This window comes from Thalassotalea profundi (genome assembly GCF_014653195.1).
GTDB lineage: Bacteria > Pseudomonadota > Gammaproteobacteria > Enterobacterales > Alteromonadaceae > Thalassotalea_B > Thalassotalea_B profundi.
Map to the genome: position 1 here is coordinate 34,250 of NZ_BNAH01000010.1, position 15,692 is coordinate 49,941.

The window sequence follows — 15,692 nt, forward strand, 5'->3', positions numbered from 1 at the left end:
AAGCATAATTTAAATTTATATGTCTGTGCAACCCAGATATAAACTTTATTTATCAATATTATTGTTTCAAACTAAAAAGACAGATCCCTATCTATAGAAACCTGTCTTTTAAATAACTTTTATAAGTGTCTAAGATTAATTAAAAATTGTAGTGAACATTAGCTGAAATGCTTCTACCAGCTTCTGTAACATTACTTAACGTTGAACTATCAACATGTCCTGCTCCGTTTATATAGCGAATATACCTTTTATCAGTTAAATTAGACACAGATACATTAATTTTAACGTCATCGTTAAATGCATAACTTGTTAACAAATCAAGTGTGCCATAACCGGCAACTTCCACATTGTTTTCATTCACTTTATCCATACGTTTAGCCCAATTTAAAATTAATTCAGCAGACAGTTTTTCTCCTTCATAAGTCACACCACTCACACCAGATAATGGCATAATACTAGTAATATACTCATCAGTTTCATCATTTTTACCGTCTTGGTATGCTGCATTTGCAAATAGCGAAACTGTATCATTTAAATGATAACGCACACTCGCTTCAATACCTTTAGTTGTTACAGAGTCTATGTTTTGATATTGATATACTAATACTTGAGCTTCTTGCCCAGAATAAGGATTAATACTCGTCTCAATATCAATTAACTCAGTTGATAAAAACTTATCATATTCGTTGTAATAAACCGCGGCATTAAAGAATAAATTATCTATATGTCCCTTTAAACCTAGCTCGTATGAGTCACTTTCTTCTGGAGATAAATTGTCACTCGGCACTACTTTATAACCATAGATTGAATTATCATGATCTATATACGCAAGGTCATAAGCTGGCACTTTAAAGCCTTCACCATATTGAGCAAAGATCGCGACAGTATCGCTAATTTTATATAAAGCACCAAGATTAAATGACACGTGATCTTCATCAAAATTGGCGTATGCTTCACCATCAGCCTTTAAGGCATTATTAGCATCCATTTCATAAGTATCAAAACGCGCGCCTGGTGTAATAATTAACCTATTATTTAATAAAGATATTTCGTCATTAATAAAAATACCCGCTCGCGCGACTTCAGTTTTTGGGAATTTATCTGTGGTTTGAGGGTAACCTGCTTTAGGGGTACCTTCAACAGAATAAAGTTTCACCTCATTTCGTGTAGATTCTGAATTTTCAATATCTAAACCATAACCTAAAGTATGAGTATCATTAATTTTTAAACTTGCGTTAGAAAGAAAACCTTGAGTTTCCTGATGATACACCGCTGTTTTCCACATATCCCTAATTTCAATAACAGGGAAACCAAAATTAGCATTAATATCTAACTGACCATATTCAACATCTTCTTGTGTGGTTTCATTTTGATAAATAGAAATATTTAATTGATCATAAAAAGCAGTAGGTGATTCAGAGTGATAGCGTAATTGGAACGACTTATTTTCTTTTGTACTCGTATTCTTTTCTTCAATAATATTATAACCCGCTAATGTTCTAAAATAATCCAAGAGACCATAAGTAGTATCTCCTTTAACATCTTGTTCCCAGACATCAGCTGTAAAACTAATAAAGTCATTTTTATTTAAGTTATATTTTGCATTATAAAAATAACTTGTTGAATCAATATCAAGTTCTGGCTTGGTATTATCAAAATTTTGTGTCTCTTCACCATCTCGCTTTGACACATTCAATAGATGCTCTAATGTCCCTGTTTTAAAAGCAATTGTAGAACTTAGATTACTTTGTTTTCCTTGCTCTGTATAACCAAGTTTTATTTTCCCTGCAAAATTCTCATCTTGATCTAAATAATCAGATGCTGATTTAGTAGTAAAAACAACAATGCCGCCTAATGCATCTGAACCATAAAGAGAAGAAGCAGCACCTTTAGCAACTTCCACTTGCTTTAGAATATCGGTATCGATAAAACCACGGCCTACAATGTCATTTAAACCATCGGCACCATAGCCTTCATTCATTCGCATACCGTCTTTAATCATTAAAATACGATCGCCACCCATACCTCGAACAATAAAATTTTGCGCATCACCTGTATTGCCGCTTACTTGAATGCTTGGATCATATTTAAACAATTGACTCATATCAGTCGTCACTTGTTTATCAAGATCTTCTTGAGTAATAACTGAAATACTGCCTGCCACATCTTTCAGAGGCTTTTCGGTTTTACTACCGCTGATCACGATCACTTCTAGGTCAGAGTTTACTGCTACATCAAAATTTTCATTAGCCTGTGAAACAGATGGTAAAGCCATTGCTGATAAAATAGCACTAGCTAATAGAGTGCGTTTGAGCATACACATTTTTTTATTTCCTAAGTTTAAAGAGTAATGCCTAGCGCTTACTAACAAATAAATACTCCGGGGGGAAATATTCACCTGTTAGCAACTACAGCGGGTCGGCATTTTTGGGGCTTTCTAATCAATCGTTTTTTACTTTACACGTACAAAATCATTTTGTAAACACAAATAACAACTATTATCATTTAGATTGCTTGTAATGTTTATTACCGCTCTGTACAATTAATGCGTTTAATTTAATGAGGTAATTAACAACGTGAATATTCAATTTTTAGAAATAACCATGGCACAAGCGTCAAAGTTATTAATGGCGCCTGTCATAGTGCTAATTTGTGCTTTAGTTATTTATGCCTTTTACGCTTTAGGGCAATTTGCATCTCAATGGCTTTTAAGAAAAAAAAGTAGAGTAATTTATACCCAGCAGTTATCGCAAAACTATACCGACACGATAACCACACATGAAGGGTACCCAATTCATAATTATTTTATTAATAATCCTCAAGCAAGTGACGATGAATTAGAAGTTGTTGCTTTAAAACAACTTGAGACGTTAAGAGTTGTTACCCGAATTGCGCCCATGCTTGGACTTATCGCAACCATGATCCCTATGGGGCCGGCATTACAAGCTTTAGCTGACGGCAATATACAAGGCATTAGTGAAAATCTAATCATTGCCTTTGCCGCAGTAATTTGGGGCTTGGTTATTTCAACCATTACCTTTTGGCCTGCCTCTGTGAAAAAACGTTGGTGTGCCAATGAATTAATCAACATACGTAAATTAAAAGGCTCAAGATAATGCGGTTTTTAGATGAAGATGAAGAACTCAACCCTATTGTAAGTGCCGTAAATTTAGTTGATGTGTTCTTAGTTATTATTGCTGCACTACTCATTGCACTTGCACAAAATCCACTCAATGTATTTTCAAGTGATGATGTAACGGTAGTGAAAAATGCCGGAAAGCCGAATATGGAAGTAATCATTAAAAAAGGCAAAGAAATAAAACAATACAAGTCTACCGGAGATATTGGCTCTGGCGAAGGCATGCGCGCAGGTGTCGCATATAAAATGGCAGACGGTAGCTTTGTTTATGTCCCTGAAAATGAAACATCAAGTAGTTCAGCCTCTGCAGAACCGAGTAAAAAATAATGTTAAAAACAATCGTCACAAAAATATTATCACGTATCGCCATCAGTACCTTTGTGGTTGGTATTTTAACCAGTCACCTCGCTTTTAGTAGTGAAAAGTCCACAAATACTAAGCCACAAGTTTTGTTAATGATGTCATCACATGCCTCTAAACCTAAAGGTGACTTGCTAAAAGAATTAGCAAAAGACCAACCGTTTGAGCTTGTAATATATTCGACTAAAGGTAAAACAGAAGAAGAAATTAATTTAGCCTGGTCACAAGCTAAATTAATGATGTTAGATGGTATAAACCCTGCATTATCAAAATTCATGTTTGCAAAATACCAAGATAAAATCACGCAATTTCCCAATGTTCCTGTTATTTCATTAGGGGATTTAACAAATACGAAAATGAACCATGGTTTAACCGATGAACAAAATGCCACTATCGGTAGTTATTATAAAAATGCAGGTAATGATAATTACCGAAATATGATGCTATATCTAACCAGTAATTTACTAAAATTATCGGAGAATTCACCCGCTTCCCCAGTGATAACACCCACCGTAGGCCTTTACCATTATGCCTTTAAAGGGCAAATAACCGATGATGAAGATGCCTTTTTTGAATTTTTACAAACAGAAAAAAAACAACCCGTCATTGCAATAGGTATTCATCGCAGTGTTGTTGATTATCAACAGCAACAAATTGTTGATGCCATAATCAAAGGGCTAGAAGAAAAAGGTGCTAAAGCATTTGGCTATTTTTTTGAGGGTGAAGATTTACCGCTAAATTATACCGACTTATTAATGGTTGAAGAGGATCCTATGAGTAGATCAAGAGTCGATTTAGTCATTAATTATCGTTCATTACATTATGTAGAAAAGCGCCGTGCTGAATTTGAAAAGCTAGGTGTGCCTGTATTGCACGCACTAAATTACACAGAAGGAGCGCAAAGTGAGTTTGAACAAGATAATGCGGGTATTTCACCTTCATTAACCCCTTTCTTTTTAGTGATGCCAGAAGATACAGGAAGTGCAGACCCAACCATAATTGCCGCTAATGAAAAAGGCGCAAAAAAAGTTATCCCCTACCAATTAGACGCTTTAGTAGAACGTGCCTATAACCACGCAAACTTAGCGCACATTAGTAATAAAGATAAAAAAATAGCGACCTTTATTTGGAATTATCCTCCCGGTGAAAAAAATATTGGCGCCGCCTTCTTAGATGTTCCTCAATCAATTGAAAATATCGCCATCGCAATGCAAGAAAAAGGTTATCAAGTTAAGGTAAAAACTAATGAAGAATTAATCGAATCAGCAGGAAAACTTTTACGTCCTTATTACCGCGGCGAAGATGCTGAAGCACTTATAAAACAAGACTTAGCTGAATATATGCCATTAAGTACCTATTTAGCGTGGTTTAACAACCTACCCACTTCAGTAACAACTCCAATAATTGAGCGCTGGGGTAAGCCAGAAGACAGTGGTATGTTACGAGATACCACTATTGAAGGTAAGCCGATTAAAGCTTTTGTTATCCCTAGAATGAACTTAGGAAATATGGTGGTGTTACCGCAAGGTGTTCGTGGTGAAAATGCCAAAGAACATGCTAACCTTTATCACAGCACCAAAACGCCAATTAACCACAGTTATTTAGCAATATATTTATTTGCTCAAAAAACATTTAATGCCGATGCTTATATTCATTTAGGCACACACGGAAGCCAAGAATGGTTGACGGGTAAAGAACGCGGGCTTTCAGTTTACGATGCACCGAGTCTAGCAATTGGTAACTTGCCAGTGTTTTACCCTTACATAATTGATAATGTTGGCGAAGCAATGCAAGCCAAACGTCGCGGTAGAGCGACCATGATCAGTCATTTAACCCCAGGTTTTGCAAAAGCAGGCTTATATACTGAAATTGCTGAATTAAATGAAAAGATCACCAACTATTTAATGCTCTCTGATGGTAAAACAAAAGCAAATACCCAAGCTGAGATAACCACGATGGCAGAAAAGCTCAATATGCTTAACGATCTTGCCTTAGACAAGCAAACTCTCGCGACAGAATTTGATCAGCATATTGATAAACTACAAGACCATTTGCATTCACTCGCTCAAATGAGCCAGCCATTGGGCGTTCATGTTTTCGGTGATTTACCTAAAACAGCTCATCTATATAGCACTATTCTACAAATGTTAGGTGAAGGTTTCACGGATCGAGCCGCTGTTTATGAAAAAGTACATCACTTAGCATTACCTTTAGAGCAACATTTCGATCATCGAAATGTTCGTAATCTCGAAGCACTTGAAGGCTATCAACTCCTTAAAAAATATCTAAATGAGCCAAACACATTAACAGATGTAGATGAATTATTAGCCGCGGATCTGACTTTAGCTAAGAGTTATTGGGATAATTTTCAAGGCATCGCTGAAACAAGCAGCTTATTATCTGCACTTGAAGCTAATTATATACCTGTGAGTTACGGTGGTGATCCTATTCGTAACCCAAATGCAGCCCCTACCGGTAGAAACCTAATAGGTTTTAATCCAGCAAAAGTGCCCTCAAAAGAAGCGTACGATGCCGGTGTTGAGTTAATGGATCAAACCATTGCAGCTTATGTAGAAAAACATGGTAAATACCCTGAAAAGTTAGCATTTTCATTATGGTCGTTAGAAACCATGAGACATCAAGGTGCGCTTGAAGCGCAAATACTTCACGCATTAGGATTAAAACCAAAGTGGAACAGCCAAGGCAATGTCGTTGATACCGAGGTTATTCCTTATAGTGAATTAAAACGCCCACGTATTGATGTAGTAATTTCCGCGACAGGCTTATATCGCGATGCTTTTCCAAACGTAATGCTATGGTTGGCTAAGGCGATTGATAAAATAGCTAAAATGAAAGAAGACAATAACTTTGTTTATCGCAATGCTAACGCCTTAAAAAGCGAATTATTAGCTCAAGGTAAAAGTGCTGAAGACGCTAACTATTTATCTTCTATTCGTATTTTTTCCAATGAAACAGGCAATTATGGTACTGGTTTAGCGAGTGGCTCTTTAGCCTCTGATACATGGGAAACAGACGACAAATTGGCTAAATTATATCTCGATAGAATGGGATTTGCTTACGGCCATGATGAAAAACGTTGGAGTGAAAACGTAAACGATACCTTTGGTGAAGAGGGTGGTGGCTTGTACAACAAGGTACTATCAGGTACTGATGGTGTAATCTTTTCACGTTCAACTAATTTATATGCGCTTATGACTAATGACGATCCATTTCAATATTTTGGTGGTATTGGCTTAGCGGTAAGGCATTTAGATGGAAAAACACCTGAGATGTATGTCTCTAACTTGCGTAAAAAAGATCAATTAAAAGCCCAAACCCTGGAGCAATTTGTCAATCAAGAAATGCGTAGCCGTTACTTTCATCCACGTTGGATAAAAGCTATGCAAGACTCAGGTTATGCTGGTGCAACTGCCATTCTCGATCGTATGAATAATATGTGGGGTTGGGAAGTCATGACACCAGAGGCAATACGCGATGATCAATGGCAAGAATTTTTTGATGTGTATGTTGAAGATAAATACGAAATGGACATGCGTGAATTTTTCGAAAAACATAATGCGGAAAGTTTAGCGCAAATTATTGAACGTATGCTAGAAGCGGTCCGTAAAGGTTATTGGAAAACAGACGAGGCTACTATTAAAAAGATGGTTGAAACTTATACTGAAATTGCTGCTGAGTTTGATGTCGTAACAGATAACGAGAAGTTTAACCAATATATGGACAGTACAGCCGCAGGCTTTGGTTTAATGCCGTTATCTCAAGCTTTGGCACAAGCACTTGCACAACCGGTGGCATCGCCAGCAAATCCTGCTCAACAAACACAACAAGTGCAAGGACAAAAACTTGAAGAACAAGCTAAAACAGAGCAAGTAGACACAGATTACACATTGCTATATATACTATTTGGCATTTTCTCCTTAGGGTTTATGAGTAACTTTCTTATTAAGTCTCAAATAAGAAAAATTTCATAAACTTTCCTCTTAACCGTACTAAAAAAGCAGATAAGTATTTGAAATTCTTATCTGCTTTTTATATCTCAGCACATTGTGTTATTCTCTACCTCGGTTTTTGTAACTACCCACACATACTGTATTGACTTGTTAATTCACTCGCCGTTTCACGATCTTCTGCTGCCTTTTCAAAATGAGCATTCATAGTATCTGACTGACGTTGAATAAAGCTATTGAGTTTACCTATACTCTTGTTGATATTACCTAGACGCGTTTCTAGTGACTTCATTGCATGATTAAAGTCACGATGAAAGTCTTTAAACTCTTCTGACTCTAAATAACCAACAGTATCATAAGATTGTTGCTTTGCTTTTCGGGCTATTTTTTCGAACTTACTAATAAATGTCGTGATAACTCATCGTCACTACTAAAGAAACTAGAATATCTTCATTCTCAAGCTCACGTGCTAGTTCATTAGCATCTTGTGCTTGTTCAGCTCATAATAAATTACCAAAAAACATTAATTTATCAATAAATTAAAAATAGACTTTGATAAAACAACCTGATACTAATTTATTCTTATAAAGGTAAATGAAAATATTTATTGTATCCGTATAATAAAGACAGAGCTGCCTCTTCTAATCAAAGGAAAAGTAAATGATAGATTTTAATAATAAAGGCTTTTTTAAACTTAAACAAAATAGTGACTACGCAGAAAAAGTGGCTGAATTACTACTAGACGACGAGCAAGTTATTGATGCTTATAAGTCGATGCGTGATGGCGTAGTATTTACCAGCAAAAGAATTATCGCTGTAAATGTACAAGGAATTACCGGAAGTAAAAAAGACTATACCTCATTACCTTATAAGAACATTGTTGCCTACTCTGTTGAAACATCAGGCACTTTCGATCTTGATGCTGAGTTAGAAATATATTTTTCTTCATTAGGACAAGTAAGATTCGAATTTACAGGTCAAACAGCATTACTTGAAATATCTAAAATAATATCTGAGCATCTACTTTAATCTTCAAGGTTTGGATAAAAACACCAATCTACAACTGTAGATTGGTGTGATAAAAATCAACAGCAATGTCGTCGATTGATGAAGATAATTAAATACTGATTCGGCGATACTCTCTGTAAGCAGGGCTCCAAAAGTTTTGCTCAATTTTTTCAAGTAGCATTTCATCGCTAATTTCTAATGCTAAGTCTTGTTCAAAAGCAACTTTAGCAATAGCAAAAGCTATTTGTTTACTTAAATTTGAGATTTCAGTTAATGGTGGTAATAACTCACCCATACCTGTATTAGCTAAAGGAGATGATTTTGCTAATGTTTCACTCGCAACCATTAACATTTCATCAGTAATACGATTGATATTCGCCGAGATAACTCCCAAACCAATACCGGGGAAAATATAGCTATTATTACACTGGGCAATATTGAATATTTTTCCTTTATATTCGATCGGATCAAACGGACTTCCTGTTGCAACAATAACTTCACCGTCAGTCCAATGAATCACTTGTTCAGGTGTTGCCTCTACTTGCCTTACCGGATTACTTAATGGGAAAACAATAGGCATTTCACAGTGGCTTTTCATGGTTCTGATCACTTGTTCTGTGAATAAACCAGCAACACCAGAAACACCAATTAATATATCGGGTTTAGCTTCCTGCACTACTTCTAACAATGACGCATACGCACCAGAAATTGACCAATCAACTAGCGCACTTGCCTTCTGCACCAACTGTTGCTGAAAGTCTCGTAGTCCATCCATACCTTCAGTTAAAAGACCAAAGCGATCGACCATATACACTTGACTGCGAGCTTGTTCAGGTGATGCTCCTTCTTTTATCATTTGAGCAATAATTTGTTCTGCGATACCACAGCCAGCAGAGCCACTTCCAACAAAGACGACTTTTTGCTGAGATAATTGTGCGCCCTTGCTATGACATGCTGCAAGTAATGTCCCTACGCTCACAGCAGCAGTACCTTGGATATCATCGTTAAAACAACAGATTTGATCGCGATAGCGAGAAAGCAATGGCATAGCATTAGGTTGTGCAAAATCTTCAAATTGTAACATCACATGCGGCCAACGACGTTTAATGGCATTAATGAACATTTCTAAAAATTCATCATATTCTTCTTGTTCTATACGTTTATGACGCCAACCCATATACATAGGATCATTCAATAGTTTTTCATTGTTCGTACCCACATCAAGCATCACAGGTAAACTATAAGCGGGACTAATACCACCACAAGCAGTATACAAGGATAGCTTTCCAATAGGGATCCCCATACCACCTATCCCTTGATCGCCTAACCCTAAAATGCGTTCACCATCAGTTACCACAATAATTTTAACTTTATTTTTTGTGGCATTACGTAAAATGTCATCAAGATTATGACGTTCAGCATAAGAGATAAATAAACCGCGAGAGCTACGGTATATATCTGAAAACTGCTCACATGCATCACCCACTGTTGGGGTATAAATAATAGGCATCATTTCAGTAATGTGAGCTTCAATTAACTTAAAAAACAATGTTTCGTTATTGTCTTGTATCGCTCGTAAATAGATATGTTTATTTAAATTAGTATCGAAGCTACTGTACTGCATATAAGCACGATTAACTTGCTCTTCAATTGACTCGTAACGTGGCGGTAACAATCCCATTAAATTAAAGTTTTGTCTTTCTTTCGCAGTAAATGCACTCCCCTTGTTCAAAAGAGGTGTTTCTAAAAGAGTTGGACCTGCATACGGGATATATAAAGGGCGTTTGATGTCAGTAGTCATAAAGTTGTTTACGCTTGCTATCTATTTGATGAATATTAAAAATTCACGATGTGAATGAGCTGGCGATAGTATAGACGATTAAAGGTTAGTAAAAAAGAAATCAAACATTAAATTCGATCAATATTTCTAAAAAATCAAATGAAACCATAAAACATCAGCAAGCATCATTAACACTAACCATAAAATAGTCATACGCGCTTTACGACAAAACTGACAATCGGTGTGCCATAATTCTTTTAGTGTTTTTTTCAACAATGGAATGCCATATTATATAAAAAGATGAATAATAGCTGATATCAATCAAATTAACTTACCATATTCACTTGAGTGAGGCATTAAAAACAACATGGATTTTTCACCGCAAAAAAAAGAACTCTTAATTAATAAGTTACAACACTATTTTTCACGTGAGTTAGACTTTGAACTTGAGCAATTTGACGCCGACTTTTTATTGGACTTTATCTGTAAAGAATTAGGAGGGCACTTCTATAATCAAGGTTTATATGACACACAAGCTTTAATATCACAACGTTTTGACGTTATCTCTGATGATATATTTCAATTAGAAAGGCCCGCAGATTAAATCCGACAAAATATTGATCTACATCGTACCTATTTAATAAAAAAGGTCTTATGATTAATGCAAATACCTTTGTTGTAATACCTAAGTTTTAATAAAAATGATGCAAATTACCGATCTTAAACAAGAGCAGAAAATACCGCCAATTTTACGTTTAGGCTTCCGCCCTTTCTTTTTATTCGGCAGCGCTTTTTCTGTGTTTTCAATTTTAGCTTGGCTACTTTTATTAGAAACAACGCTCATCTTTTCCCCTTTTGGCGGAGGCTTATGGTGGCACATCCATGAAATGATATTCGGCTTCTTTATCGCAATTGTTACTGGTTTTTTATTAACAGCTGTACAAAATTGGACTGGAATCCCTGGTATTAAAGGAAAAACATTACTCTTTCTTGTTATAATTTGGGGCTTAGGCCGAATAGTAATGAGCGTACCAGAGCTTTTAGGACAGAGCATGTCATCTATTATTGATCTTAGCTTTTTGCCTATAGTCGCTTTTATTTTAGCTAAGCCTATTTGTGCTATTAAGCAATATCGTAACCTTTTTTTTGTACCTCTATTACTAGTTTTTTCATTAATTAACTTAGAAATGCATTTAGCCGTTTATTCACCTGAGCTGGTTTCATTGAAGTATGCTGGTTATGCTGGTGTTATTATGGTTAGTTTTCTCATTTCCGTGATGGCCGGCAGAGTAACACCAATGTTTACTGCTAACGGCACCCAAACACCTAAAGCAAGCCCAAGCCCTTTCTTAGATAAAGTAGCTAACGGATCGATTGCTGTTTTAGGGTTAATACTAATATTAGCCCCATTTATGGCCATTAATTACACTGTATTTGGTTTAGTCTCAATATCTGCAGGTATCACTCAGCTAATAAGACAATATAGATGGCGGCCATGGATAACCTTAAGAGTACCTTTATTATGGTCATTACATGTTGGGATCTTACTTTTAGGCATTGGGTTAATTGTTTTAGGATTTAGTTATTCCTTGGGCGGGTTAAGCGTCAATCATGCCTGGCACTTAGTAACCATAGGAGCAATGGCAACTACAGTACTTGCAATGATTGCTAGAGTATCATTAGGGCATACAGGCCGCCCATTAACTCCACCTAAATTAATGTCATTTGCTTTTATAATACTAGTTTTTTCAGCACTAGTTCGAAGTTTTGCTCCTTGGGCTTGGCCTGAACATTATAATATAATTCTTAGTATTGCTGGTTTATCATGGATATTATCATTTATGATTTTTATTTTTTTCTATGGTCCTATGATGCTTATGCCACGTGTAGACGGTAGACCAGGTTAACGATTAAAAATCGAATTACTTCATTAAGGATATTATTAATGCACGCGGTGTTTTTGGATCAGAAAACCTTTAGTGACCAACTTTCTTTTAACGCAATCAAAGATCAGGTAACTGAGCTTACTTGTTATCCATTAACAACAGAAAAGCAAGTGCTCTCCCATTGCCAAGACGCTGACATTATTATCACTAATAAAGTTAGGTTAACTAAAGAAGTGTTAAATCAGTTACCTAAGTTGTCTCTTATTTGTATTGCTGCAACAGGCACTAATAATGTTGATTTAATAACAGCTAAAAACCTAGGTATTACGGTCTCTAATGTACGTGGCTATTCAACACCTTCGGTAACACAATATGTTTTTGCTCAAATATTAGCGTATTTTAGTCAAACTCATCAGCATGATAACAATGTGAAAGAAGGAAGGTGGCAAACACACCACTCTTTCTGCTATCACGGTGATGGCAGCACTGAAATTTCCGAAAAAACGCTAGCGATTGTTGGTTATGGTGAATTAGGAAAAGGAGTAGCTAAAGTCGCAAATGCCTTTGGCATGAAAGTATTAGTTGCTGAAAGACCAAATGCCAACAAAATTCGAGAGGGAAGAGTAAGTTTCACCTGCGCATTACAACAAGCAGACGTATTAACATTGCATTGTCCAGAAAACGAACAAACTAAAGGGTTAATTAATACCGACTCATTAGCACTAATGAAACCTACAGCTATGTTAATTAACACCGCTAGAGGTGCAATTATTGATAATATTGCGTTAATAAAAGCCTTAAAAAATAAGCGGATTGCTTATGCCGCACTTGATGTATTAGACCAAGAACCTCCCCCTGCTGAGCACCCTCTACTACAATATAAATTGCAAAATAATAATTCAAATTTATCAATTACCGCACATATTGCCTGGGCAAGTATTGAATCGCAACAACGTTTGCTTAATTTAATTGCTCAAAATATTGCTGACTTCAAAGTAGGTAAAACGACAAATTGCGTTGTTTAATTGTAGTTATTTATTAGTTTTATTGGATATACATGGACTTTTAACAATCAGGCTTTTATGATTTAGCGTATTATAAATATAATTATTTCAAGAGATATTTGATGAAAAAGCTTTGGTTTGTCTTAGTTTTTACCTTTGTTGCATTAATAGGTTGCAACGGTAGTTCTGGCGAAAACACCACCGTTACTGACGGCACAACCGTCGCTGCAACCCTACAGTTACAAACCCTCAATGCCAGTGATGAAACTCAATCTAGTTTTGATAAAGAAAGTCAGATCACGGTACAAGCGACAGTACTAGACAGTAGTAACTCGCCAATCGCTAATCGCCGAGTTAATTTTAATGCCGATTTAGGTGAGCTATCTGCATCCTCTCGTTTAACTAATGCTCTTGGCATTGCAGAAATAACCATTAGTAACCCTGAATTGATATTAAGTGCAGGGACAGCTTCAGCAACAGTCGATACACTCAATGAAATCGTTGATTATGAATTCATTAATAATGAAATCAGTACAATTATCCCTAGCCTATCATTAACAATGAATGTTAATGGTGTTGCAAGTAACCAATTAAAAGCTGACGAACAAGCACAATTATTAATTACCTTAACAGATGAAAGTTACCAGCCAATAGCTAATGAACTCGTCAGCATTACTGCTGATGTAGGTACATTAAATGCGACTACAGCACTGACAAAAAATAATGGCTCAGCGATAGTCACTTTAACCAGCGACGGCTCTATTGGTGCGGGTGTTATTACCGTTTCTTTAGTGGATGACAGTACAACGAGTTCACGTATTAATTATGAAATTGTAGCTGCTGACACAGTGATCAATGACGATGTTCGTATCGGTTACTTTGATACAAGTGGAGACTTCCTAGAAGGAAAAATAGCCACATCAATCACTAACAATATCATTAGTGCTGGCGGTACTTTAGGTATATATGTTGACTTAATAGACAGTAATAATAATCGCATTAGTACACCAACCCCTGTAACCTTTACTTCAAACTGCGTTAGTAATGACACTGCAACAATTGACGAAACAGTATTCACTATTAGAGGTAAAGCAAGTGCTACTTTTGAAGATTTAAATTGCGCGGGCATTAGCGGTAGTGATGATGTTATTGTTGCTTCAGTAACCGTTAATGGCAATACTAAAACTGCATCAGAAGTTATTGTTATCCAAGGTGAACAATTAGGCTCGATTGAGTTTGTCTCATCATCACCTAATAGCATTGTATTAAAAGGTAGTGGCGGTCAGGAAACTTCTACTTTAACTTTTGTTGTTAAAAGTGCTTTAGGTAATCTATTGCCTCAACAAGAAGTTGAGTTTAGTTTAGACACCCAAGTCGGCGGTATTAGCTTAAGCCGCTTCTCAGGCTTAACCAATAGCCAGGGATTAATAACAACTCAGGTGATATCAGGTACTACCCCGACAGTTGTTCGTGTTACAGCTTCAGCCACAATGACTAACGATGGATCAACGAGTACCGTTCAAACTCAATCAAACGAACTCTCAATTAATACAGGACTACCTGAGCAAAGTAGTTTTACAATTGCTTCCAGTACCATTAACCCTGAAGCAAGTACTATTGGAGAAAAATCAACGATTACTGCGTGGTTAGCAGATAGTTTTAACAACCCAGTTCCTGATGGCACAAGCATTAATTTTACTACAGAAGGGGGAAGTATTCAGCCAAGCTGTAATACCGTAGGTGGTAGTTGCTCAGTTGAATGGACTTCAAATGGCTCATTATTTTCTGATCATCGTAGTACCATATTAGCAACAGCTTCTGGGCATGAAACTTTCTACGATAGCAACGGTAACAATACTTTTGATGAAAATGATGGTATTGCTGTTACTAATGCTAGCGTATCTTCTGGATTTGGACGTCAATCACCGTTAGCCTCAGGCTTTGTTGATATGTCGGAAGCTTGGCGAGATGATAATGAAAACTTAGTCAAAGACGCAAACGAAGTGATATTTTTTGACGACAATGGTGATGGTGCATTTAGCCCCGCCGATGGCAAATTTAATGGTCCGCAATGTAGTGGCGATTTGTGTGATGAACAGGCTAAAAAGTCAACACTTCGTAAAGCGTTAGTACTTATTATGTCGAGTGCAAACAACCCAAGTTACATATTGTCTAGCGAAGATGATACTATAATTTATCAAAACTCCGATGGTAGTAGTATTGCATTACCAAGTATTGCAGACGGTAGTTCACTTGCATTAAAATTTAGCTTTGCAGATAGTGCATTGCAAACTTTACCTATGGGGTCAAACGTTTCCGTTGCGCTTGAAGTTGGCTCGCTAACAGGCACCACTTCTTATGATGTTGGAAATACGGGCAGTAGTGGCTATAAAAGTATTAGTTTTTCTATTGAAAATGAGCTAGGAAATGCCCCTGAAACTGGTCGTTTAACCATCACTATTTCAACACCCAACACCCTGGATAATATTGTTATTAATAAAGAAATTTCGTTGCCTTAGTCGCTACGACTTTTTTATTAAATATAAA

At 36.4% G+C, this 15,692-nt stretch carries 12 protein-coding genes; 8 read left to right on the top strand and 4 right to left on the bottom strand.

All coding sequences use genetic code 11. The annotated features are described in order from the left end of the window. Positions 1-139: 139 nt before the first annotated feature. On the bottom strand, positions 140-2,317 hold the full coding sequence (locus tag IE155_RS12545) for a TonB-dependent hemoglobin/transferrin/lactoferrin family receptor (RefSeq protein WP_189378589.1): 2,178 nt from the start codon (positions 2,315-2,317) through the stop codon (positions 140-142). Positions 2,318-2,576: 259 nt separating this feature from the next. Between IE155_RS12545 and IE155_RS12550 the strand changes: the two genes are divergently transcribed. Genes IE155_RS12550 through cobN form a run of 3 tightly spaced genes read left to right on the top strand, consistent with a single transcriptional unit; the run spans position 2,577 to position 7,491 of the window. Continuing rightward, complete coding sequence (locus IE155_RS12550) at positions 2,577-3,116, top strand: MotA/TolQ/ExbB proton channel family protein (RefSeq protein ID WP_189378590.1); 540 nt, start codon at positions 2,577-2,579, stop codon at positions 3,114-3,116. Continuing rightward, complete coding sequence (locus IE155_RS12555) at positions 3,116-3,466, top strand: DUF2149 domain-containing protein (protein WP_189378591.1); 351 nt, start codon at positions 3,116-3,118, stop codon at positions 3,464-3,466. The genes IE155_RS12550 and IE155_RS12555 overlap by 1 nt, the downstream gene beginning before the upstream one ends. After that, a complete protein-coding gene (gene cobN / locus IE155_RS12560) occupies positions 3,466-7,491 on the top strand; it encodes a cobaltochelatase subunit CobN (RefSeq protein ID WP_189378592.1) in 4,026 nt (1,341 codons plus the stop codon). Before IE155_RS12555 ends, cobN begins: the two co-directional genes overlap by 1 nt. Before the next feature lie 103 nt (positions 7,492-7,594). Here the strand turns inward: cobN and IE155_RS12565 are convergent, their stop codons facing one another. Beyond that, the gene (locus IE155_RS12565) at positions 7,595-7,759 is read right to left on the bottom strand and encodes a hypothetical protein (RefSeq protein WP_189378593.1); all 165 of its coding nucleotides are present in this window, start codon (positions 7,757-7,759) and stop codon (positions 7,595-7,597) included. Between the two features lie 368 nt (positions 7,760-8,127). Here IE155_RS12565 and IE155_RS12570 point away from each other — a divergent pair, with 368 nt between their 5' ends. Continuing rightward, positions 8,128-8,496 carry a PH domain-containing protein gene (locus tag IE155_RS12570; RefSeq protein WP_189378594.1) on the top strand — a complete coding sequence of 123 codons (369 nt, stop codon included), beginning with the start codon at positions 8,128-8,130 and terminating at the stop codon, positions 8,494-8,496. An 88-nt stretch (positions 8,497-8,584) separates the two neighbouring features. Here IE155_RS12570 and IE155_RS12575 read toward each other — a convergent pair whose 3' ends face one another. After that, positions 8,585-10,276, bottom strand: a complete 1,692-nt coding sequence (locus IE155_RS12575) for an NAD-dependent malic enzyme (RefSeq protein ID WP_189378595.1) — start codon at positions 10,274-10,276, stop codon at positions 8,585-8,587. 126 nt (positions 10,277-10,402) lie between these two features. Beyond that, entirely contained in the window at positions 10,403-10,528 is a 126-nt protein-coding gene (locus tag IE155_RS18080) for a hypothetical protein (RefSeq protein ID WP_268245255.1), read from the bottom strand. Positions 10,529-10,622: 94 nt separating this feature from the next. Between IE155_RS18080 and IE155_RS12580 the strand changes: the two genes are divergently transcribed. From IE155_RS12580 to IE155_RS12595, 4 genes are all read left to right on the top strand, one after another. Then, positions 10,623-10,859, top strand: coding sequence for a DUF2164 domain-containing protein (locus IE155_RS12580; RefSeq protein ID WP_189378596.1), 237 nt, complete (start codon positions 10,623-10,625; stop codon positions 10,857-10,859). A gap of 97 nt (positions 10,860-10,956) precedes the next feature. Next, positions 10,957-12,162, top strand: coding sequence for an NnrS family protein (locus IE155_RS12585; protein ID WP_189378597.1), 1,206 nt, complete (start codon positions 10,957-10,959; stop codon positions 12,160-12,162). 38 nt (positions 12,163-12,200) lie between these two features. Next, positions 12,201-13,166, top strand: a complete 966-nt coding sequence (locus IE155_RS12590) for a D-2-hydroxyacid dehydrogenase (RefSeq protein WP_189378598.1) — start codon at positions 12,201-12,203, stop codon at positions 13,164-13,166. 101 nt (positions 13,167-13,267) lie between these two features. Next, on the top strand, positions 13,268-15,664 hold the full coding sequence (locus IE155_RS12595; RefSeq protein ID WP_189378599.1) for an Ig-like domain-containing protein: 2,397 nt from the start codon (positions 13,268-13,270) through the stop codon (positions 15,662-15,664). Positions 15,665-15,692: the final 28 nt, after the last annotated feature.

What these genes read in the sequence shown, in the direction of transcription:
- IE155_RS12545 (WP_189378589.1), bottom strand. Translation starts at nt 2,317, where the DNA reads ATGCTCAAACGCACTCTATTAGCTAGTGCTATTTTATCAGCAATGGCT.
- IE155_RS12555 (WP_189378591.1), top strand. Translation starts at nt 3,116, where the DNA reads ATGCGGTTTTTAGATGAAGATGAAGAACTCAACCCTATTGTAAGTGCC.
- cobN (WP_189378592.1), top strand. Translation starts at nt 3,466, where the DNA reads ATGTTAAAAACAATCGTCACAAAAATATTATCACGTATCGCCATCAGT.
- IE155_RS12565 (WP_189378593.1), bottom strand. Translation starts at nt 7,759, where the DNA reads ATGAAGTCACTAGAAACGCGTCTAGGTAATATCAACAAGAGTATAGGT.
- IE155_RS12570 (WP_189378594.1), top strand. Translation starts at nt 8,128, where the DNA reads ATGATAGATTTTAATAATAAAGGCTTTTTTAAACTTAAACAAAATAGT.
- IE155_RS12575 (WP_189378595.1), bottom strand. Translation starts at nt 10,276, where the DNA reads ATGACTACTGACATCAAACGCCCTTTATATATCCCGTATGCAGGTCCA.
- IE155_RS12580 (WP_189378596.1), top strand. Translation starts at nt 10,623, where the DNA reads ATGGATTTTTCACCGCAAAAAAAAGAACTCTTAATTAATAAGTTACAA.
- IE155_RS12585 (WP_189378597.1), top strand. Translation starts at nt 10,957, where the DNA reads ATGATGCAAATTACCGATCTTAAACAAGAGCAGAAAATACCGCCAATT.
- IE155_RS12590 (WP_189378598.1), top strand. Translation starts at nt 12,201, where the DNA reads ATGCACGCGGTGTTTTTGGATCAGAAAACCTTTAGTGACCAACTTTCT.
- IE155_RS12595 (WP_189378599.1), top strand. Translation starts at nt 13,268, where the DNA reads ATGAAAAAGCTTTGGTTTGTCTTAGTTTTTACCTTTGTTGCATTAATA.